This is a genomic window from Streptomyces coerulescens, assembly GCF_042657965.1.
Classification (GTDB): Bacteria; Actinomycetota; Actinomycetes; order Streptomycetales; family Streptomycetaceae; genus Streptomyces; species Streptomyces coerulescens.
Genome location: NZ_JBHSKM010000023.1, coordinates 38,034 through 58,320, shown reverse-complemented (window position 1 = coordinate 58,320; position 20,287 = coordinate 38,034). Strand labels below are relative to the sequence as shown.

The 20,287-nt window shown below is 71.0% G+C and carries 22 protein-coding genes and 1 tRNA gene; 13 read left to right on the top strand and 10 right to left on the bottom strand.

What is annotated here, in order from left to right; genetic code table 11:
• Positions 1–4: 4 nt before the first annotated feature.
• Positions 5–1,639, top strand: coding sequence for a DoxX family protein (locus ACFPQ9_RS29085; protein ID WP_380859862.1), 1,635 nt, complete (start codon positions 5–7; stop codon positions 1,637–1,639).
• 365 nt (positions 1,640–2,004) lie between these two features.
• Here the strand turns inward: ACFPQ9_RS29085 and ACFPQ9_RS29080 are convergent, their stop codons facing one another.
• From ACFPQ9_RS29080 to ACFPQ9_RS29070, 3 genes are all read right to left on the bottom strand, one after another.
• A complete protein-coding gene (locus ACFPQ9_RS29080; protein WP_380859656.1) occupies positions 2,005–2,736 on the bottom strand; it encodes a nucleotidyltransferase family protein in 732 nt (243 codons plus the stop codon).
• Positions 2,737–2,859: 123 nt separating this feature from the next.
• Positions 2,860–3,318: a hypothetical protein gene (locus ACFPQ9_RS29075; protein WP_380859653.1), complete on the bottom strand. Its 459-nt coding sequence runs from the start codon at positions 3,316–3,318 to the stop codon at positions 2,860–2,862.
• A gap of 208 nt (positions 3,319–3,526) precedes the next feature.
• Entirely contained in the window at positions 3,527–4,618 is a 1,092-nt protein-coding gene (locus tag ACFPQ9_RS29070) for an ABC transporter ATP-binding protein (protein ID WP_380859650.1), read from the bottom strand.
• 216 nt (positions 4,619–4,834) lie between these two features.
• Here ACFPQ9_RS29070 and ACFPQ9_RS29065 point away from each other — a divergent pair.
• The 5 genes from ACFPQ9_RS29065 (at position 4,835) to ACFPQ9_RS29045 (ending at position 7,287) form a co-directional block, all read left to right on the top strand.
• Positions 4,835–4,909: transfer RNA gene (locus tag ACFPQ9_RS29065), tRNA-Thr, on the top strand.
• Positions 4,910–5,115: 206 nt separating this feature from the next.
• Positions 5,116–5,352 carry a hypothetical protein gene (locus ACFPQ9_RS29060; protein ID WP_380859647.1) on the top strand — a complete coding sequence of 79 codons (237 nt, stop codon included), beginning with the start codon at positions 5,116–5,118 and terminating at the stop codon, positions 5,350–5,352.
• Positions 5,353–5,637: 285 nt separating this feature from the next.
• The gene (locus ACFPQ9_RS29055) at positions 5,638–6,024 is read left to right on the top strand and encodes a hypothetical protein (protein WP_380859644.1); all 387 of its coding nucleotides are present in this window, start codon (positions 5,638–5,640) and stop codon (positions 6,022–6,024) included.
• A gap of 292 nt (positions 6,025–6,316) precedes the next feature.
• The gene (locus ACFPQ9_RS29050; RefSeq protein WP_380859641.1) at positions 6,317–6,673 is read left to right on the top strand and encodes a hypothetical protein; all 357 of its coding nucleotides are present in this window, start codon (positions 6,317–6,319) and stop codon (positions 6,671–6,673) included.
• Positions 6,674–6,939: 266 nt separating this feature from the next.
• Positions 6,940–7,287: a hypothetical protein gene (locus ACFPQ9_RS29045; RefSeq protein ID WP_380859638.1), complete on the top strand. Its 348-nt coding sequence runs from the start codon at positions 6,940–6,942 to the stop codon at positions 7,285–7,287.
• Between the two features lie 139 nt (positions 7,288–7,426).
• Here ACFPQ9_RS29045 and ACFPQ9_RS29040 read toward each other — a convergent pair whose 3' ends face one another.
• The 3 genes from ACFPQ9_RS29040 to ACFPQ9_RS29030 all read right to left on the bottom strand — a co-directional run bounded on the left by ACFPQ9_RS29040 (position 7,427) and on the right by ACFPQ9_RS29030 (position 8,928).
• Positions 7,427–7,726: a hypothetical protein gene (locus tag ACFPQ9_RS29040; protein WP_380859635.1), complete on the bottom strand. Its 300-nt coding sequence runs from the start codon at positions 7,724–7,726 to the stop codon at positions 7,427–7,429.
• A gap of 209 nt (positions 7,727–7,935) precedes the next feature.
• A complete protein-coding gene (locus ACFPQ9_RS29035; protein ID WP_380859632.1) occupies positions 7,936–8,232 on the bottom strand; it encodes a hypothetical protein in 297 nt (98 codons plus the stop codon).
• Positions 8,233–8,445: 213 nt separating this feature from the next.
• Complete coding sequence (locus tag ACFPQ9_RS29030) at positions 8,446–8,928, bottom strand: hypothetical protein (RefSeq protein ID WP_380859629.1); 483 nt, start codon at positions 8,926–8,928, stop codon at positions 8,446–8,448.
• 415 nt (positions 8,929–9,343) lie between these two features.
• On the opposite strand from ACFPQ9_RS29030, the gene ACFPQ9_RS29025 reads away from it, so the two are divergent.
• The 6 genes from ACFPQ9_RS29025 to ACFPQ9_RS29000 all read left to right on the top strand — a co-directional run bounded on the left by ACFPQ9_RS29025 (position 9,344) and on the right by ACFPQ9_RS29000 (position 14,652).
• Positions 9,344–10,057 (top strand): superantigen-like protein SSL4, encoded by a 714-nt coding sequence (locus ACFPQ9_RS29025; RefSeq protein WP_380859626.1) that lies wholly within the window; start codon positions 9,344–9,346, stop codon positions 10,055–10,057.
• A 77-nt stretch (positions 10,058–10,134) separates the two neighbouring features.
• Positions 10,135–10,416 (top strand): hypothetical protein, encoded by a 282-nt coding sequence (locus ACFPQ9_RS29020; protein ID WP_380859623.1) that lies wholly within the window; start codon positions 10,135–10,137, stop codon positions 10,414–10,416.
• A gap of 133 nt (positions 10,417–10,549) precedes the next feature.
• Entirely contained in the window at positions 10,550–11,797 is a 1,248-nt protein-coding gene (locus ACFPQ9_RS29015; RefSeq protein ID WP_380859620.1) for a wax ester/triacylglycerol synthase domain-containing protein, read from the top strand.
• 26 nt (positions 11,798–11,823) lie between these two features.
• Positions 11,824–12,114 carry a phosphopantetheine-binding protein gene (locus ACFPQ9_RS29010; RefSeq protein WP_107906110.1) on the top strand — a complete coding sequence of 97 codons (291 nt, stop codon included), beginning with the start codon at positions 11,824–11,826 and terminating at the stop codon, positions 12,112–12,114.
• Complete coding sequence (locus ACFPQ9_RS29005; protein ID WP_380859617.1) at positions 12,111–13,319, top strand: beta-ketoacyl-[acyl-carrier-protein] synthase family protein; 1,209 nt, start codon at positions 12,111–12,113, stop codon at positions 13,317–13,319. Before ACFPQ9_RS29010 ends, ACFPQ9_RS29005 begins: the two co-directional genes overlap by 4 nt.
• A gap of 49 nt (positions 13,320–13,368) precedes the next feature.
• Complete coding sequence (locus tag ACFPQ9_RS29000; protein ID WP_380859614.1) at positions 13,369–14,652, top strand: wax ester/triacylglycerol synthase domain-containing protein; 1,284 nt, start codon at positions 13,369–13,371, stop codon at positions 14,650–14,652.
• Between the two features lie 31 nt (positions 14,653–14,683).
• Here the strand turns inward: ACFPQ9_RS29000 and ACFPQ9_RS28995 are convergent, their stop codons facing one another.
• The 3 genes from ACFPQ9_RS28995 to ACFPQ9_RS28985 form a co-directional block, all read right to left on the bottom strand.
• Positions 14,684–15,823: a DUF4037 domain-containing protein gene (locus ACFPQ9_RS28995; protein ID WP_380859611.1), complete on the bottom strand. Its 1,140-nt coding sequence runs from the start codon at positions 15,821–15,823 to the stop codon at positions 14,684–14,686.
• A 70-nt stretch (positions 15,824–15,893) separates the two neighbouring features.
• Complete coding sequence (locus tag ACFPQ9_RS28990; RefSeq protein WP_380859609.1) at positions 15,894–16,385, bottom strand: GNAT family N-acetyltransferase; 492 nt, start codon at positions 16,383–16,385, stop codon at positions 15,894–15,896.
• A gap of 10 nt (positions 16,386–16,395) precedes the next feature.
• Positions 16,396–17,283, bottom strand: coding sequence for an aminoglycoside phosphotransferase family protein (locus ACFPQ9_RS28985; protein ID WP_380859607.1), 888 nt, complete (start codon positions 17,281–17,283; stop codon positions 16,396–16,398).
• Between the two features lie 54 nt (positions 17,284–17,337).
• Here ACFPQ9_RS28985 and ACFPQ9_RS28980 point away from each other — a divergent pair, with 54 nt between their 5' ends.
• Positions 17,338–18,744, top strand: a complete 1,407-nt coding sequence (locus ACFPQ9_RS28980; protein WP_380859605.1) for an NAD(P)/FAD-dependent oxidoreductase — start codon at positions 17,338–17,340, stop codon at positions 18,742–18,744.
• Positions 18,745–18,809: 65 nt separating this feature from the next.
• Here ACFPQ9_RS28980 and ACFPQ9_RS28975 read toward each other — a convergent pair whose 3' ends face one another.
• Positions 18,810–20,243 carry an MFS transporter gene (locus tag ACFPQ9_RS28975; protein WP_380859859.1) on the bottom strand — a complete coding sequence of 478 codons (1,434 nt, stop codon included), beginning with the start codon at positions 20,241–20,243 and terminating at the stop codon, positions 18,810–18,812.
• Positions 20,244–20,287 lie beyond the last annotated feature (44 nt).

Genomic DNA, 20,287 nt, shown 5'->3' with positions numbered 1-20,287 from the left:
GAGTGTGGACACCAGAACACCCCGCACACCCACGGGGGACCGCTCGTCGGGATACGACGACGCTCCCGCGCTGAGCATGGTGAAGGTGCCGAGCGATCCGGCGCAGATCATCGTCAATCACGCGAGTTTCCGCGTGCTGTTGGGCTCGTCGACCCGGCGCACCAAATCTCCGCGGATCGCACGGCACTTGAGCGCCACCGAGGACACCTCCCTCATGCCCCTCGTCAACGGGGCCGGCAGAGCGGGCGCGGCCCCGGGCGCCCGTCGCCGGGTCGCCGTCTGGAACGGCACGTCCGCGCCCGACGACACCGGCGCCCACCGGCTCCTCCAGGCCGTGCGGGACGGCAGCGTCCGCCACGGCGACGAAGCGATTCCCGCCGGGGGCGGCACCCAGGTCATCCCGCGCGTCGACGTCGGCTACGACGGCGGCTACGAGGACGAGATGGCGCGGACCGTCGAGACCCCGATCGTGGGCGCGCAGCGCACGCACGAATCCCTCGAGACCCGGCTGCTACCCCATATGCGCACGGTCGAGAGCGCCTACGACGAGGAATTCGCGTACGTCGCGGAGGACTTCGTGGACGAGGAGCCGGACGGCCCGGACGACGAAGCCGACGCCTCGTCCCGCCGCCCGGGCGCCGACGACCCCGCGCGGCACGCGTACTACCCCGGCCGCCGCATGAACCTCGGCGTCGTCCTGCTCCCCCTCCGGGTCTTCCTCGGCTTCATCTCCATCTATGCCGGCATGGGCAAGCTTTGCGACCCCGTCTACTTCGACGGCGGCAAGCGCGGCTCGATGGTGAAGTGGCTCAACACCCTGCACCCCTGGGAAGTGGCCGAGCCGCTCCGCCAGTTCGCCCTCGAACACCCCGTCGGCTCCGGCCTGGTCATCGCCTTCTTCCAGGTCATCGTGGGCGTACTGACGGTCCTGGGTTGCTGGCAGCGCGTGGCCGCGGTGGTCGGCGCCCTGCTGTCCGCCGCGCTCCTGGTCACCGTCAGCTGGAAGAGCGTCCCGGTCTACGACGCCCCCGACATCATCTACCTCGCCGCCTGGTCCCCGCTGATCATCGCCGGCGCTCCCGTCTACTCCATCGACGGCCGCCTCGCGGGCATGGCCTGGCGCCGCCTCGGCCCCCGCTCGGACATCTGGGAACTTCGCCGCTACGTCCTTCGCCGCGGCGCCCTGGTCACGGCGATCGTCACCGGCCTGACCCTTCTGATCGGCTCCCTGCTCGGCGGCGCGGTCCGCGACGCCGACCGTGTCGTGGTCCCGGGCCCGGGCGAGGCCCCGCGCAACGAACTGCCCGGCTCGCCCCTGCCGGAGGAGTCCGACAGGCAGCACGACAAGTCGCCGTCGGCCTCCAACTCGCCCACCCAGGGCGCGACGTCGGGAACGGCCACCCCGTCCGGCGCGGCGACCACGCCGGGTGCCACCAGCGACACGGGCGCGACGGGCGCCGGCACGCCCAGCCAGACACAGGGCACGGCGGGCCAGGCCCCACCCCAGCAGTCGGCCCCCGCCGACGAGGCCCCCAGCACCACCACGGGCCCCACGTCCGGCGGCCCCACGTCCGGCGGCAACTCATCAGGCGGCTCCACCGAAGACGAACCGGGTCTGGTAGGCGGCCTACTGGGCTGACCAGCACCACCCCAATGGGCCCCGGCCGCACCCAGCGCCCGGGGCCCATCGCCATACACACACAACTCCGAGCCGAGAGCGAGGGGCTGCGGGCGTGGCCAGCTGCCCCTATGGCCCAGTCGGCGCACCCCCACACACACCCGCAGTCGCGTACGGCGGCAAGGGGCCGTGCCGGGAGGTGTCCGCCCGCAGCGGCCGGCGTCAAGATGCAGCACCCCTCTGATGCCGGGCAGCCGCCGGACCGAGGACGGACACCCCCCGGCGCGGCCCCGACCCACAACACACCCGCAGGCGCTAGGCGCACCCCCACCGCACCCGCAGGCGCTAGGCGCACCCCCACCGAACCCGCACAGGCGCCGCAGGCATCAGCGCCCCAACGCGGCCAGCTCCTTCGCAGCCTCCGTCAGATCCTTGGCCGTATCGATGGCACGCCAATACGCACCCTGCGGAATCGGGAACCCGGCCAGGCGATGCTCCCGAGCAAGGTGAGGAAACGTCGTACGTTCATGGTCCCCACGCTCAGGCAGCAGGGAAGCAAAGGCGGGCGAAAAAACGTAAACACCCGCGTTGATCTCGAACGTGGACGGCGGCGCCTCGATGAAGTCCGTGATGTGCCCGAAGCCGTCCGTCTGCACGGCCCCCCACGGAAGCCGAGGCCGGGCGAGCGCCAGCGTCGCCACCGCGTCCCGCTCGGCATGGAAGTCCGCCATGTCCCGCAGCGAGAACCGCGTCCAGATGTCACCGTTCGTCGCGTACCAGGGCTTGTCCGGATGCGGCAGATGCGCCGCCGCGTACTTCAGACCGCCGCCCCGCCCCAGCGGCTCCGTCTCGACGACGGTCGTGACCCGCACCGGAAGATCCGCCGACTTCAGCCAGTCCTGAAGCACCTCGGCGAGATGCCCACAACTGATCACCACATCCGTCACACCCTCCTCGGCCAGCCAGACAAGCTGATGGCCGATGATCGGAGTCCCCGTACCGGGGATCTCGACCATCGGCTTGGGCCGATCGTCGGTGTACGGACGCAGCCGGGACCCCTGGCCCCCGGCCAGGACGACGGCTTGAACGGGGCGGGTCGCGGCGTTCGGATCAGTCATGCCCGAACTGTACGCGGCGCCCCGCTCACGGCATTCGTCGGCAACGATTCCTCAATCAGCCGTTACCGTCCGGAAGCGGAGTGTTCCTCGAATGGCAGCCCGAACAGGGCGCCGGCGCCACCGCTAGCTGTGCGCCGCGGCGACACCCGAAGCGAACGCGGTGTCGCAGACCGGCCGCGAATAGGACTGCGCCCGCGTCGGCCCGTACATACGAACCGCCGCACGCCCGAGCGCACGGGCGATCGAGGCACAGTGCCGGGCGAGCGACGGCCGCTCGTCGACGGCCTGCTGGAGGTGGGTGAGCGCGACGCCCGGGTTCTTCTCCTGGAGCTCGGTCAGCAACTGGTCGCGCAGCACGTCCTGCGGGGCGCGCGGCGCGGTGTTCTTCGCGGCACCGGCGCTCGAGACGTCGGTCGCGGTGAGCACCGAGTCCGAGGGGTTCCCCGACCAGTTGACCCGGGTGACCGCGAGGGTCCCGGAGAGCACCAGGACGACGGGCAGGACAAAGGCGATGGTGCGGCCGAGCTGGCGGGCGGGGCCCCGGTGGCCGCGTCGTGTCTGTTGGGTGGTGGAGTGCTTCACGCGAGTGAGGGTAGCGTTCGGTGCTGATATGGCGACATTTAGTCACCGGTTCGAGGGACGAAGAGGCGCTGAAACACAGGCGGCGCATTGACGCACAGCGCTCGAAATGACCGGTATGCCGGGGTATTTGTCGACAGCGAAAAGGGCCCCGCAGCGCTCTGCGGGGCCCTCTTCGTCAACCTGGGTGAATTACCCGGGGTTGTGCTGCTCAGTCGGAGAGCCGCTCACCCGTGGAGGTGGAGAACACGTGGGTCTCACCGGAACGCGGGACGATGTGCAGCGTGCTGCCCTTCTCCGGCACGTCACGGCCGCTGACGCGGACCACGAGGTCCTTGGAGTCGTCGCCGCCCACCTTGGCAGTGCCGTAGACGTACGCGTCGGCGCCCAGCTCCTCCACCACGTTGACCGTGACGGCGAGACCCTGGTCCGACTCGGAGCCGGCCACGTCGAAGTGCTCGGGACGGACACCCACGGTGACGGTCTTGTCGGTGGTGGCGGAGAGCGCCTCACGGTCCACCGGCACGACCGAGTTGCCGAACTTCACGCCGCCGTCGGTGATCGGGACCTCGACCAGGTTCATGGCCGGGGAGCCGATGAAGCCGGCGACGAAGAGGTTGGCCGGACGGTCGTACATGTTGCGCGGGGTGTCGACCTGCTGGAGCAGACCGTCCTTGAGGACCGCCACACGGTCGCCCATCGTCATGGCCTCGACCTGGTCGTGGGTGACGTAGACGGTGGTGATGCCGAGACGGCGCTGGAGCGAGGCGATCTGCGTACGGGTCGACACGCGGAGCTTGGCGTCCAGGTTGGACAGCGGCTCGTCCATGAGGAAGACCTGGGGCTCACGCACGATGGCGCGGCCCATGGCGACACGCTGACGCTGACCACCGGAGAGCGCCTTCGGCTTGCGGTCCAGGTACTCGGTGAGGTCGAGGATCTTCGCGGCCTCTTCGACCTTCTTGCGGATCTCCGCCTTGTTGACGCCGGCGATCTTGAGCGCGAAGCCCATGTTGTCGGCGACGGACATGTGCGGGTACAGCGCGTAGTTCTGGAACACCATGGCGATGTCCCGGTCCTTGGGCGGCAGGTGCGTGACGTCGCGGTCGCCGATGCGGATGGCGCCGCCGTTGACGTCCTCGAGCCCCGCCAGCATGCGGAGCGAGGTGGACTTGCCGCAGCCGGACGGGCCGACCAGGACGAGGAACTCCCCGTCCTCGATGTGGATGTCGAGCGCGTCCACGGCGGGCTTCTCGGTGCCCGGGTAGATCCGGGTCGCCTTGTCGAACGAGACAGTGGCCATGGTGAATGGGCCCCCTTCTACCGGCAGGAACGTGCCGGACGATCCGTTGTAGGAAGGTGGTTGTTTAGTCCACATGTGCGGACTGGCTCTGGACGGTACCTGGCGTTCGCCTGATCTGTCAGTACCTGGGGGCATGTGAACTTCGCGGAAATTTTCGACGGGGCCCACTCGGAACCTGGGTACACTGCACGGGCGCGTGCGTGACAGCGCGTGCAGGCCTCCTTAGCTCAGCTGGTCCAGAGCGGCTGTCTTGTAAACAGCAGGTCGTCGGTTCGAATCCGACAGGGGGCTCAATCCGCGGGGCGGTTGTCGACGACAACCGCCCCGCTTGTCTTTTCCGCTTGCCCTCGCCGGGTGAATTCCTTCGCTTCATGTCCCCATAGGGACACGGGACATGCGCCTGCGTGGAATAGGATCCCGGACCGCTACTGCTAGTGTTCGTTCAGTCACAGTAGGCAATCAGCCTCAATGTACATGTAATGAAATCCGAGGGTTCCATGCGCAAGCTTCACCAGGTCATGATCGCCGCAGCTGCTGCCGGCGGCCTGTCCGCCATCGGCGCCGGTACGAGTGTCGCCTACGACGCCGCGCCGTCCGTGTCGGACCTTTACCGTCCGTACCAGGAGTGCAGCCCGCAGACGGTTGCCGCGACCGATGTCCCGGTCTCCGTGCTCGGTCTCTCCGAGACCTTCGACACCACCTGCGGTCAGTTCAACAACGCCTTCACCGGCTGACGTCGGCGGCGTAGTCGTGCGCGACGCCTTCCGCGGGCCCCTTCGGGGTCGTCCCCGAGGGGGCCCGCACATGTGCGGATGTCCATGAACTCCGGTGCGGCGATGCGCGGTTGGTCGGACGCGGATCGGTCGTCCTCAGGTCAGTCCTTCGTTTCGTAAGCGAAACGGCCCCGAGTGTCCCGGATGTGTCGGGCGTCGGGCCCGTCTCTGCTACACCCCCAGGGCCCGGCGCGGCCGTTCGCGGTGTACGGCGTTCGGGCACACCCCACAAAGGAGACGCAACACATGTTCAACGGCAAGAAGTTCGTGGCTGTCTCGGGGCTTCTCGGCGGCCTCGCCATGACCTGTCTCGGCGCCACCCAGGCTCACGCTGCGGGCCCGGGCGTCTGCACCCTCGACCCCGGGGGCAACATCATCTGCACCCAGCAGGTCACGGGACAGACGCCGGAGGGCGACGGCTTCACCCTGCGCAGGACCGTGAACTGCCAGCCCACGAAGCCCTTGACCCTGCCGACTCCCGGTCTGCTGTCCAACGGGCAGACGCGGATCGGCCCGGACATCACCTGCGCCAAGGCCGACATGGCCGCCCCCGAGCCCGTGGCCGCCCCCGCTGCCAACGACACCGCCGACCGGGACGAGAGCAGCCCGTTGCTGGCACGCCTGTTGGGCTGAGCGTCTTCTTCGGCGGATGGCCGGACCGGGAAACCGGGTCCGGCCATCCGCCGTTTTCACGCGCCCACGGCCCGCTTCCCGGCAAATGGGTGACCGATCCCCAACGCCCGTGACCCGACGGCGGGGACGAGTCGTTTTCCGTTCAGGGAAATCGGTGTGCGCACCGGTGCCTTGTCATGGCCCGACACGACACGAAAGGGACAGAGGTCCCAAATTGCTACGGTTTGCGTGTATATGCTCACATTAAGTAGTCAAGCCAGGGCTTCGCGCCCCGGGAAGAAAGGGTCAAACTATGCGCAGGTTTCAGCGCGTTGCAGTCGTAGCAGCTGTGGTCGCCGGGCTGTCCTCCTTCGGTGTCGGGGCGGGTAGCGCCTTCGCCAACGACGGGGACTCCGGCGATCAGGTTGTCACCGCGGTCGCCACCTCGACGGCCAACGCCGTCGCCACGTGGGGCGCCCCGCACGACAAGGCTGCCGCTGCTCCGCAGGCCGCCCCCCAGGCCGCGCCGGAGGTGGCTCCGCAGGCGGCTCCGCAGGCGGCGCCCGAGGCTGCCCCGCAGGTCGCGCCGGAGGCCGCTCCGCAGGTCGCGCCGGAGGCTGCCCCCAAGGCCGCCCCCGACTACGGCTACGGCGAGTACGCCGCCCAGTAAGCAGATCCCGAGGGTCGATGCGCGATTCTCAGGGCACAGCCGCATCGACTTCCGTCGGAACACCGTATGCACGGCGCACGATCTGAATACTCCCGCTCCTGGATCAGGGATCAGGTCGGGCTGTTCGACGGTGTGCTGGACAACACCCTTAGCAACGCAGCCCGGTTCGCGCGGCAGACCCCTCAGGGAAAGCGCGGCCGGGCTGTGTCATTTCCGGGCTTCTCCAAGGAAATCCGAGCATCTCCAAGGCAAAAGGAAAGCAGCACATGATCGCTCGACAGAAGATCGCCACCGTCTCGGGGCTCCTTGGGGCTCTCGCCGCGCTCTACGGCACCGCGGCGCCGGCGCACGCCGATGATCCCAAGGGCGCCTGCACGATCACCGCCCAGGGCGACATCGTCTGCGTCAAGAAGAGCGAGGTCGTCCACAAGGACAAGCGGGGCGGGTACGTCCTGCAGCAGAAGCAGGACTGCTCCACCGTCGAGCGGCCGCGTGTCATCGGGCCCGAGGAGGGCATGGCGAACGGCGGTTCCGTGAAGAGCGGGCCGGTCGTGGAGTGCAACAACCGGGCGGAGCTGCCGAAGGGCATGAAGCTCCCCAAATTCCATTTCTGAACGCTACGGCGCACAATGCCGGATCGGGAGAAATCCCGATCCGGCATTTTTTCTGATTTATACGGCCGTGGTGGCGGGCCGGGAAAAGCCGGTGCCCCGGCCGCATGGCCGGGGCACCGGGGGAAGGCTCTGTTCTACGTCACTTGCCGAAGGCGCTGTTGCTGCAGCCCATGTCCGAACCGAGGTGCGTGTCCTGCGCGCCCGGGCTGCCTTCGCCGTTGAGCAGGTTGCCGCCCAGGCCGTTGGCGATGCCGACCTGGCCGAGGATGTCGACGTTGGCGTCGTGCGAGCGACAGGTGCTGCTCTGCATGATGTTCAGGCTGCTGCCCTTGCCCTTGCTGCCGTGGTCGCCTCCGTCGGCGTGGGCGACGCCGGACCCCAGAAGTCCGACGCTCCCGAGGGCGGCGACCAGGACGGCGGCCTTGCGGAGCTTGTGCATGTTCATCTCCGGTGGAGTGGAGTGGGTCGATCTGATCCAGACCGACTTCGTACAATTACGGAGGCTAATAGGAAGTATTCCAACGTAATCGGAGGCACGCCGAATTCAAAAAGTAACACTATCTCGGCCGCATAAAGCCGTGGCAGTGCAGAAAAGAGTCCCGGTACCGAGCGAGAGGCTCGGTACCGGGACTCTGTTTCCCGCTTGCCTTAGAAGGCGCTGTTGTTGCAGCCCATCGAGGAGCCGATGTGCGTGTCCTGCGCGCCCGGGTCGCCCTCGCCGTTCAGCGCGCTGCCCAGCAGGCCGTTGAGGACGCCGACCTGGCCGAGGACGTCGACGTTCAGGTCGTGCGACTTGCAGTTGGAGCTCTGCAGGACGCTGAACTTGTCGCCGCCGCCCTTGCCGCCGTGGCCGCCGTGGCCGTCGGCGGTGGCGGTGCCGGCGCCGAGGAGTCCGACGGTGCCGAGGGCGGCGACCACGACGGCAGCCTTGCGAAGCTTGTGCATGTCATCTCCGGTGGAGTGAGGTGGGTGCGATCCGTGAGAGATCGACTTCGTACAGTTACCGGAGATTAATACGAAGTATCCGGACATATAAGAACGACGCGCCGAGCCTCGTGATCTCATGCCGGAAGCACCCGGAAGTCGCATTACAGGTGAGCGGGCCCCGGACGCCGGCCGTCGCACCGGACGCCCGGGGACCCGTGATCCAACAGCGCGTCAGTGCGTGTAGCGGGCGTGCGCCAGGGAGTTGGCCTGGCTGTTGGCCTGGTCGCAGTCGACGCCCTCGGTCTCCGCGGCGCCCAGCACGGCGACCGGGACGGCCGCGTTGAGCAGCGACTGCGGGCTGCACTCCTGGTACGGGCGGAAGAGGTTGGCCTGCTCGATCGGTCCGGACGGCGCGGCGGCCGGCTGCGGATTGACCTGCGGGCTGATCTTGGGGCTGAGTTGCGGGTTGACCTGCGGGGTGACCTCGGCGCCATGGTGGGGCAGAGTCGCCGGCCGGGGCGCGTTCGGCAGGTTGGAGCGCTGCGCGCTCGCCTGCGAGTTGGTCCACGTGGTGGCCTGGAGATCCTGCTGCGGAGCGGTTGGCGGAACGGAGCCGTAACCGATGGGGGCGTCGGCGACGCTGGGGCCGACGCCGATGGCCGACAGACCACTGGCTGCTGCTACGACGAGCGCGACCTGGTGAAGCTTGCGCATGGAACCTCGGCCCTTCATTGACCTGTGCTGTGCATGAACGTACGGAAATGCGACTGCGATGGACCATCGCTCTCTCTCCTTGTGCGGAACGAGGCAACTGTGAAGCCAGTCACGTGAGTCGGGGCGGGGTCACCCAATTGCCAGAGGGTGTGTAAATCCGATGGATGGCAATGGGGTGACGGAATTACGGATGCCGTGACCCGGCCGAAGAAATGTCGTTGCCAGCTGAGAGAGGGCAGCGGCAGGAATCAGTAGAGAGGCAACGGGTTCCGCTGCCTGCTCCGGCGTGAAGTCCACATGACAGCTCAGGCATTACCCCTGTAAGGGCGCAGTACGAATATCAGACTGAGCACACGCAAGACTGCACTGAATACAACGGATTTCCCTGTACAGGTAATGAAGGGCCGAGGGTTCCATGCGCAAGCTTCACAAGGCCGCGCTCGTCGTCGCAGCGGCCGGCGGTCTGACCGCGATCGGCGCCGGCGTCAGCGAGGCGGCCGACTATCCCGTGTACACGGGTGCCGCTCCCGAGTACCCGGCACCTCAGTACGCTCCCGCTCCCCAGTACGCCCCAGCGCCTCAGTACGCTCCCGCTCCGCAGTACGCCCCGGCGCCCCAGTACGCTCCGGCACCTCAGTACGCTCCGGCACCTCAGTACGCCCCCGCTCCCCAGTACGCGCCGCCGCAGGTCACCGCGTCGGCCCGGTCGGCCGGTTCCGCCCAGGCCGCCACCCGGCCCCACTACCAGCCGCAACCGGCTCCCCAGTACGCGGCTCCGGCGCCCGCCCCGCGTGAGCAGACCGGATACGCCACCGCCTCGGCCTCGTCCGGCGGCTTCGCGGAGGCCGGCGTTCCGCGGCACTCCGCCCCGGCGCAGTCGGCTCCGCAGGTCACGCCGCAGGCGGCCCCGCAGGTCATGCCGCAGGTCGCTCCGCAGGTGTCCGCTCCGCAGGTCTTCAACCCGGAGCCCCCGCCGCGGGTCGCGCCGCAGGTCAACCCGCAGGTGAACCCCGAGGTGAACCCGCTCATCGCCCCGCTGAACCCCAGCACTCCGCAGGTGCCCGGGCTCGGCCTCGGACAGGTCGCGGCGCCGCCCGTGGGCCAGCTGGGTCTGCCCCGCCTCGGCTGACGGCCCTTCCGCAACCGGCCGCCGTTCCCGCTTCATTCGCTGCACACCCCTTCCACGCTCGATCCAACGGAGAAGAAATGCGCAAGCTCCAGAAGGCCGCCCTGGTGGGCGCCGTCCTCGGCAGTGTCGGCTCGCTCGGAATGGGCACGGCCTTCGCCCACGGTGAGGCGATGGCCCACGACGTGGACATCACGCAGGGCATCGAGTGCCGCTCGCACGACATGAACATCGACATCCTCGGCAGCGTCGGCGCGCTCAACGGCGCGTTGGCCAACGCGCTCAACGGCGAGGGCTCCCCGGCCGCGCAGCCCAGCCACCTCGGTTCGGACATGGGCTGCAACAGCTCGGCGCTCAAGTAGGCGTACGAAGCGTCCGGTTCGACGCCCGCTCCGTCACGGGGCGGGCGTCGGACTTGCGAGCCGTGGACACGGCGGAGAGCCGGCGAGGGCCGGGGCCGTGCCGTGCACGCCGAGTGAAAGGGCGACCTGTCCCATGAGACTGTCCTGTGCCGACGAGATGCTGCTGCTCAACGGGTGTCCGGGAGTCATCGGCCTGGCGGTGGTTCTCTCCGGCGAGCGGCCCGATGTGGAGCGGGTGCGGGCGCGTGTCGTCGAGCGGTGGGCGGGCCTGGAGCGGATGAGCTGTGTGCTCGATCGGGCCTGCGGACGGCGTGGGTGTGCGCGGTGGGCCCTGCCGGGGCCTTTCGATCCCCACGTGCAGGTCGCCGAAGAGCGGGCCTCGCTGGACGAACTGTGGGCCCGCAGCGTCGACCGGCCGCTCGCCGACGGGGCGCCGCCCTGGCGGCTGTTCGTGCTCCCCGACGCCGGGCACGGCGGTGACTTCGCGCTGGCGCTGGTGGCCCAGCACGCGCTGCTGGACGGGCGGTCCCTCGCGACGCTGATGCGTTCGCTGATGGACGACCCCGGGCCGGCCGGCCGGCGGGAGAGGCCGGTGCCGTTGCCGCGCGGCGGGCTGCGCGCGGCCGGCCGGGAGCTCAAGGTGATGTCGGCCCCCGGACAGGCCCTTCCGACGTGGCCGCCGGGGCAGACGTACACCTCGGTCGCGGTGAGTGAACTGCCCGCGCAGATCGTCCGGGCCGCGCGCCGGCAGCCCGCCGGCGGCCGTGGCGCGACGCTGAACGAGTTGCTGGTGGGCGCGGTGGCCGGGGCGCTGCGGGACCAGTTCGGGCCGGTGCGGCGGTGGCGGGAGCGGGACGTGCCCGTGTACACGGCCGTCCCGTGCGATCTGCGCGGCCGGAGGAATCCGGGCGAACTCGGCAATGCCCTCACGGTGGTCCGGGTTCCGCTGCCCGTCGACGTGGACGGCTCCCTGGCGCGGCTGCGGGCGTGCCAGGACGCGCTGGCCCGCGTCCCCGACCGGGCCGCCGTACACGCCACCTTGTTGTTCCCGGCGGCGGAGGCCGCGCGGCGCACCGGCCCCTGGGTGACCCGGCTGCTGACCAGCCGGGGGCGCCACTCCTGTTTCGCGGCGACCGCGACCACGGCCATGAAGTGGCCCGGCGGGCCGAGCACCTTCCAGGGCCGCCGGCTCGTGCGCACGGTCGGGCTGCCGCCGCTGCAGTACCCGGGCACCGTCAGCTTCGCCCTGGCACAGGCAGGGGACGCGTTCACGCTCACCGCGGTGGGCAACGCGGGCCCGGACGACGCCAGTCGGCTCGCCGGCGCGGTCGTCACGGAGTTCGAGACATGGGCTCGGACGGCGACGCCGTCAGTGCTCTGACGGCACCAGGAGAGGGAGGCAGTTGCATGGAAGCCGAATGCCGGGACACGGGCGGCGTATGGGAAGCGCTGCGGCCGCTGTGCGCGCAGGTGATGTCGGTGCCGCAGGAGGCGGTCGTGCCGCAGGCCCGGCTGGTCGCCGATCTGGGAGCCGACAGCCTGGACATCACGGAACTGGAGGCGGCGTCCGAGGAGCTCTTCGGGGTGACCCTGCGCGGGACGGACAAGTCCGCCGTGGCCACCGTGGGTGATGTCGCCGAGCTCATCGTGCGGCTGCGCGCCGGTACGCCCGACGCCCACAGCACCCTGGCCCGATGACCGGCCGGCACGCCGTCGCCGTCACGGGCCTGGGCGTCCGCTGCGGCGCCGGGGCGACGCCCGAGGAGCTGTGGGAGAGCCTCGTCCGGTGCCGTTCCGCGAGCTCGCTGCACGTCTTCGACGACGAGGGCACCGTCGTGCACCCCGCGTGTCCGATGCCCGGTTTCGACCCGGCCGGGTATCTGACCGTCAAGGAGACGCGGCGGGCGGACCGTTCGGTGCAGCTGGCGCTGTGCGCGGCCGCGGACGCCGTCCAGGACGCCGGGGGGCTCCATGTGCCCTCCCGCAGGCGGGCGGTGGTCACCGGTACCGGCTACGGCGGCGTGATCAGCCAGGAGGACGGCATCGGGCATCCCGACGTGCTCTACGCGCCGCGGCTGATGCACAACGCGGGGGCGTACTGGATCAGCGCCCGGTTCGGGGTGACCGGTCCGAGTCTGACGATCTCCACCGCCTGCGCCTCCGGGACGCACGCCGTGGGTGAGGCGATGCAGATGATCCGGGCCGGGTCCGCGGACGTCGTCGTGGCGGGCGGGCACGACAGCCCGCTGACCCCCACGACCGCGCTCGCCTTCGGGCGGGCCGGGGCGATGGTCACCGAGTGCGAGGACCCGACCGCCGCGTCACGGCCGTTCGACGCCGGGCGGCAGGGGTTCGTCCTCGCCGAAGGGGCGGCGTTCCTGGTGCTGGAGCGGCTGGACCTGGCCCGTGCCCGCGGCGCCCGGATCCACGCCACGCTCACCGGCTACGGACGTACCTCCGACGCCCACCACCTCACCGCGCCGCATCCCGACGGGCTCGGTGCCGTCGCGTGCATGGAGCAGGCGCTCGCCGACGCCGGGGCGACGGCCGACGCGGTCACCCACGTCAACGCGCACGGCACCGGAACCGAGTTGAACGACCTCGCCGAGGCACGGGCCATCACGGCCGTGTTCGGGTCGCGCAAGGTGCCCGTGACCGCGCCGAAGGCGGTGACCGGGCACGGGCTGGGACTTGCGGGAGCGCTGGAGGCGGTGATCACGGTCCTGTCGGTGCGCGAGGGGCTCGCGCCGCCGACCGCGCATCTCACGCGCCTGGACCCCCGGTGCGAGCTGGACCTGGTCACCGGCGAACCGCGCAAGATCCCGGACGGGCCGGTGATCAGCAACAGCTTCGCCTTCGGCGGCCACAACGCCTGTGTCGTCTTCGACTCACCCCACGTCTGAGCGGCGAGGCGGGGCCCTGAGGGGACTTGGGAACGGGAGGCTGTGGAAGATGAGGCTGACGGCCATCGAGGAAGGCCATCTGCGCAACGGGATGCCGGGGACCATCGGCATCGCCGCGGTGTTTCCCGGAGAACCGTTCGACCTGGCGCGGGTACGGGACCGGGTCCGGGACAGATGGGGCGCGCTGCAGCGGATGAGTCTGGTCCCGGTGCCCCCCGCCGGGCCGTCGGCGGTGTGCGGTCACCGGTGGTTGTCCGGCCGGCCGTTCGAACCCGCCGACCACATCGCCGCCACCGACCAGGACGTGGACTCCCTCCTCGCCGACGGCGTCACGCGCGCCCTGCCGGCCGGACGGCCCCCGTGGGAGCTGCTGGTGACGCGGCACCCCACCGCGGCGGGCGAACAGGCCGTGGTGCTGTTCGCCCATCACGCCCTGCTCGACGGCAGGTCCCTGGAGACCCTCTTCCGGCTGCTGATGGACGACGCCGCGCCGCCGCGCCCGCCGGCACCGGCCGAGGCAACGCGGCAGCGGCCGTCCGTGCGGCTCGCCGCCGTGGGCCGGGAGCTGCGGCGCATCGGGGTCCCGGGCCAGCCCGTTCCGCCGTCGTCCGGCGGGGGACCGGGACCGTCGGTGGCCGTGCTGCGGCTCGACCCGCAGGTGATGCGCGCGGCGCGGCGGCAGCCGGCCGGCGGGCGCGGGGCGACGCTCAACGAACTTCTGCTGAGTACGTACGCCGGTGCCCTGCGCGCCTGCCACGGGCCCCTGCGTTCCTGGCCGCGGGGACCGACCCCGCTCTACGCCACGGTGCCGGTCGACCTGCGGACCCGGTACGACGCGCAGCGGCTCGGCAACGGCGTCACCGCGTTGCGTGTCGCGCTGCCCGTCGACCTCGACTCGCCCGTGGCCCGGCTGCGCGACTGCCAGGACCAGGTCGCCGCGTTCGAGCACCGCTGCGAGGCGCATCGCGCGATCCTGCCCGCGCTCCAGGGCGCCGCGCGCAGCGTGCCGTGGCTGGCCGGGGTGATGGCCAGGCGCCTGGCCCGCCCCGAGCTGACCACGAGCCTGTGCACCGCTTTCAAGTGGCGGGACATCCCCAGCCACTTGCACGGGCGCTCCCTCGCCCGTGTCGTCCCGCTGCCCCAGCTGTCCCCGCCGGGCACGGCGAACCTGTGCCTCGTGCATACCGCCGACGCCTACACCCTCACCGTCGTCAGCCATCTGCGGACCGGTGACGCCGAGTTGATCGGTGCCGCGGTGGTACGGGAGCTGGAGGCGGTCGCGGAGGGCGGGGCGCCTGCCGCGTCGGCCGTTCGGGGGCTTCGGCTGTCCTGAGACCCTCGCGCGTCCGAGAGCCCGGGGTGCGCTACGGCTTTCGCGCGTCGTGGCTGAGGGCGCGGGCCAGTTGGGGGCGGGTCAGGGCGTCCGTGCTGTCGATGAACTGGTCCACCGCGCCGACGGGCGGCAGGTCCTTCAGGGCGGGGTCGCCGATCCGGGCGAGCAGGGCCGCGGTGAAGCGGTCGGCGCGCAGGACCTCGAACGGGCGGGAGTGGTACGGGCGGGTGGCGGGGTCGACCCGGTCGGTCAGACGCAGGTCGTTGTGCTGGTGGGCGACTATCTCGTAGGCGTGCGCGAGATGGCGTTCGCGGGTGTGCCAGTCCGTCGCGGCGAGCGCGGCCGTCAGGACGGGGGACAGCCGGGGTCCGGCGGCGGTGCGGGCGAAGGCGCTGCCGAGCCACTTGCCGTACGGCGGGTAGCGGCGGTCCATCAGCAGGCACAGCCGCATCAGGTCGCGGGCCAGGCGGGCGGCGACGACGGCGGAGCCCAGCTCGTCGCCGACCTCGCCGGCGCGGCCCACGAAGGCCTCCTCCTGCGCGATGCGCTGCCACTGGCAGGCCAGGACGTACAGCCAGACGTCATGGGGGTACCAGCGCAGCGCCCGGCGTAACGGCGTGAGCGTGTGCAGTCCGTCGTGGAAGACGGCGCCCGCGGTGACCTCGGCGAGCAGCTGGGTGGGCGTGGCCAGCCAGTCGGCCGGGGTGATGTCCTGCGCCGGGTCGAAGCCGAGGGTGTCGGTGAACCAGATGGCGGTGGCGGTCACTTCGACCCGGTGGTGGACGGGGCCGTCGGTGGCCCGCATGACGCGGATGTCCCGGTCGGCCTCCCCGGCGGGCGCGAAGTTCGTCGGGTGGCCGAGGAACGTCTTCGGCAGATGCTCGGCGAGGAGGTGTCTGATGCGGGCGGCGTGCCGGGGCACGTCATGGCGGTGCAGGAAGACCTGCAGACGCGGGCCCCACTCATGGTCGGCGGAGCGCGGGGTGTCGTGGCCGAGGACCTCCGAGCCGCTGCCGATGCGGGCCGCCGAATGGGGGACGCCCGGGGCGGCCTCCTCCAGCAGGGGGCGTACGGCGTCGGTGTAGAAGCGGCGGGAGAGTTCGAGGCCGGGGACGAACTCGGCCTCGGATGTGGGGGAGTTGGAGGAGCGGTGCATATTCGTGGGGCTCATGCCAGCAAGCCGTGCCCATTCGGTGGAGGCTCATGCGGGGCCCGTTCGCACTGTTGCGGGTTGGGGACATTCACGCCGCGGAGTGCGAGCCGCCGCCCAGCTTCGTCAGCGCCTCGTCCGTCAGCCGGTACACCGTCCACTCGTCCTGGGGGCGGGCGCCGAGGGACTCGTAGAAGGCGATGGACGGGGTGTTCCAGTTCAGCACGGACCACTCCAGACGCTGATAGCCGCGCTCCACGCAGAGCCGGGCCAGTTCGGCGAGCAGGGCCTTGCCGTGGCCGGCGCCGCGGGCGGTGGGGCGGACGTAGAGGTCCTCCAGGTAGATGCCGTGGACGCCGCGCCAGGTGGAGAAGTTCAGGAACCAGATCGCGCAGCCGACGGTCTCGCCCGTGGTGTCGTCGGCCGCGATGTGGGCGTGGGCGGCGGGGTGGTCGCCGAAAAGGGCCTCGTGCAGCTGCTCCTCGGTGGCCTTGGCCTCCTCCAGTGCCTTCTCGTACTCGGCGAGCTCACGGATCAGGGTGTGGATGGCGGGGATGTCGGCGGGTGTCGCGGGTCGGATCATGGGACCGAGGCTAGCCGGGGTGGTTCCGCAGGCGCCCGGCGATTTCCAGGTGGGCGGGGAGCGGGGCGTGGCCCTCCTCGATCTGCCACAGGGAGTTCTGCAGGACGCGGGCCAGCGTCCAGGCGCGGGCCCGGGCCCGGTCGAGGCCGAGGACGTCCGTCATGGCGTCGAAGCGCCACACCACCTCGTCCGCATCGAAGCGGTTCCACAGGGCAGGGAAGAGGTCGAACCCGGGGTCGCCCGCGAGTGGTTTGGGGTCGATGGCGAGCCACGGGGCGCGGTCGGCGGCGAGGACGTTCTCGAAGTGCAGGTCCCAGTGCAGGAGCCGGTCGCCGGATTCGGCGGCCACCTCGCGCACCGCCGCCGCGCAGTCGGCGATGAGGCGGCGGACGTCCGGGTCCGGGAGGAGTTCCAGGGCCGCGGGCGTGCGGGCCGTCATGGCGTCGGCGATGTCACCGAGGCGGCGCAGGCCCGGCGGGGCCGGGGTGGCGGTGAGGTGGGCCAGCAGCCCGGCGACGACCAGGGTCGCCTCGCGGGAGTCCGGCAGGTCGTCCAGGAGGCGGTCCGGGTCGAGGCGCTCCAGGAGCAGGGTGCCGGTGGCGTCGTCGCACTGAAGGAGCCGGACCGCTCCGTCGCCGTGCCACGCCCGCAGCGCGACCGGCTCGCCGACGGTCTCCTCGTCGACGTCCTGGAGCTTGAGTACGGCCCGTGTCCCGTCGGCTCGGAGCACCGGCAGCACCAGCGCGCAGCGGCCGTACATCGTCGGCCCGTCCGGGCGCAGCCCCCAGTGCTCCAGGAAGCGGGTGCCGCGTTCCGCGAGCGAGGCGACGTAGGCGCGGCCCGCCTCTCCGTCGTGGCGCACGTGCTGGGCGATGAGCTCGTCCGGAATGTCGATCACTTGGCGACCCTACTGGGGTGCCGGAATCGGCTCACGCCAATTACCGTCCTCGCCATGAGCAGCTCGGTCAGTGACGCCGTTAACGGCGGGATCTCCTTCTGGTACGCGGACGACGGTCTCCCTGCGGCGCGCGAGCCGCTCGCCGGGGACGCCTCCGCGGACGTGGTGATCGTGGGCGGTGGATACACGGGACTGTGGACGGCCTATTACCTGAAGCAGGCCGTTCCCTTCCTCCGGATCACCGTCCTTGAGCAGAAGTTCTGCGGGTACGGCGCCTCCGGGCGCAACGGCGGCTGGCTGTACAACGGCATCGCGGGCCGCGACCGGTACGCGAAACTGCACGGCCACGAGGCGGCCGTACGGCTTCAGCAGGCCATGAACGACACCGTGGACGAGGTCATCCGGGTGGTGGAGGCGGAGGGGTTCGACGCCGGGATCCACAAGGGCGGGGTGCTCGAAGTCGCCCGTACGCCCGCCCAGTTGGCGCGGCTGAAGGAGTTCCACGCGCGGGAGCTGGCGTACGGCGAGAAGGACCGTGAGCTGTACGACGCCCGGCAGACCGCCGAGCGGATCCGGGTGGCCGACGCGGTCGGCTCGACATGGACGCCGCACGGGGCGCGGGTGCACCCGGTGAAGCTGGTGAAGGGGCTCGCGGCGGCCGTCGAGGCGCTCGGCGTGACCATCCACGAGCTGACGCCGGTCACCGAGATCCGGCCCAAGCACGCGGTCACCCCGTACGGCACCGTCCGCGCGCCCTATGTCCTGCGCTGCACCGAGGGGTTCACGGCGAACCTCAAGGGCCAGCACCGGACCTGGCTGCCCATGAACTCCTCGATGATCGCCACCGAGCCGCTGACCGACGAGCAGTGGGAGTCGGTCGGCTGGGACGGGCGCGAGACCCTCGGCGACATGGCGCACGCCTACATGTACGCCCAGCGCACCGCCGACGGCCGGATCGCGCTGGGCGGGCGCGGGGTGCCGTACCGCTTCGGGTCGCGCACGGACAACGACGGGCGCACGCAGCCCGAGACCATCGAGGCGCTGCGGGATATCCTCGTCGGCTTCTTCCCTTCGCTGGCCGGGGTGCGGGTCGAGCACGCGTGGTCGGGGGTGCTGGGCGTGCCGCGCGACTGGTGCGCGACCGTCACGCTTGACCGGACGAGCGGGCTGGGCTGGGCCGGGGGTTACGTCGGTTCCGGCGTCGCCACCGCGAACCTCGCGGCGCGGACCCTGCGGGACCTGGTGCAGATCGACTCGGGGCAGGGCGTGCGCACCGAGCTGACCGAACTGCCCTGGGTCGGGCACAAGGTGCGCAAGTGGGAGCCGGAGCCGCTGCGCTGGCTGGGCGTGCACGGGCTGTACGCCGCGTACCGGGCGGCGGACCGGCGGGAGTCCGCCACGCCGAGCGCCGAGTCGTCACGGGCGGCACGGGTGGCGGACCGGATCGCCGGGCGGCACTGACGGCACGGGGAGGACGGGGGAGGAACCGCGGTCCGAGGGGCCCCTCCCCCCGTCTGTTGGGCCGGTCAGGCCACCGGCTCCGGTGTCGCGGTCTGCTGCCGGGCCCCCTGTTTCGGGGCCTTCGCCGTCACCATCAGGGTCGCGATCAGGCCGGCCAGGAGCATGATGGCGGCGGCCCACCAGATGGCGACCGTGTAGCCGTGCACGATGCCCTCCCGGGTGACCAGGTCCCGCTGGGCGGGGTCGGTCAGGTGCGCCGTGATGTAGGCGGCGCTGCTGCTGGTGGCGATCGTGTTCAGCAGGGCCGTGCCGATCGAGCCGCCCACCTGCTGCGAGGTGTTGACGGTCGCCGAGGTCACGCCGGAGTCCTGCGGGGCCACGCCCGCCGTCGCCGTGGCGAACACCGGCATGAAGATCAGGCCCATGCCGAGGCCCATCAGGATCAGCGCGGGCAGGATGTCCGTCGCGTACGAGGAGTGCACCGTCAGCCGGGTCAGCAGCACCATGCCGATGGCCGCGAGCAGGGCGCCCGGGCCCATGAGCAGGCGGGGTGCCACATGGTCCAGGAGCCGGGCGGCGATCTGGGTCGAGCCGATGATGATCGCCGCGGTCAGGGGGAGGAAGGCGAGGCCGGTCATCACCGGCGAGTAGTCGAGGATGACCTGGAGGTAGTAGGTCATGAACAGGAACAGCCCGAACATGCCGATCACGGCCAGCGCCATGGTGAGGAAGCAGCCGGCGCGGTTGCGTTCCTTGATGATGTGCAGCGGCAGCAGGGGCACCGGCGCCCTGGTCTGCCACCAGACGAACACCGCGAGCAGGGCGACGCCGCCCGCGAACAGGGCGAGCACCAGCGGGTCGGTCCAGCCGCGCGGCTCCGCCTCGGCGAAGCCGTAGACGATGGCGACCAGGCCGCCGCAGCCGAGCAGTACACCGGGCACGTCCAGGCGGGCGCCCGGGTGGCCGGGGCTGTCGTGCAGCAGGGCGAGGGCGCCGATGACGGCGATCACGGCGATGGGCACGTTGACGTACAGACACCAGCGCCAGTCCAGGTACTCGGTGAGCAGTCCGCCGACGATGAACCCGATCGCGCTGCCGCTGCCGGCCAGGGCGCCGTAGATGCCGAACGCCTTGCCGCGCTCCTTGGGGTCGGTGAACGTCGTGGTCAGCAGGGACAGGGCCGACGGGGCGAGGACGGCGGCGAAGACGCCCTGGAGGGCGCGGGCGCCGAAGAGCATGCCCGCCGTGGTGGCGGCACCGCCCAGCGCGGAGGCGGCGGCGAAGCCGACGAGGCCGATGACGAAGGTGCGTTTACGGCCCACCAGGTCGGCGATACGCCCGCCGAGCAGGAGCAGTCCGCCGAACGCGAGCGTGTAGGCGGTGATCACCCATTGCCGGTTGCCGTCGGTCATGCCGAGGTCGCTCTGCGCGGACGGGAGCGCGATGTTCACGATGGTCGCGTCCAGGACGACCATGAGCTGCGCGAGAGCGATGATCACCAGTCCCCACCAGCGGCGGGGATCGGCGTCTCGGGCTGATTCAC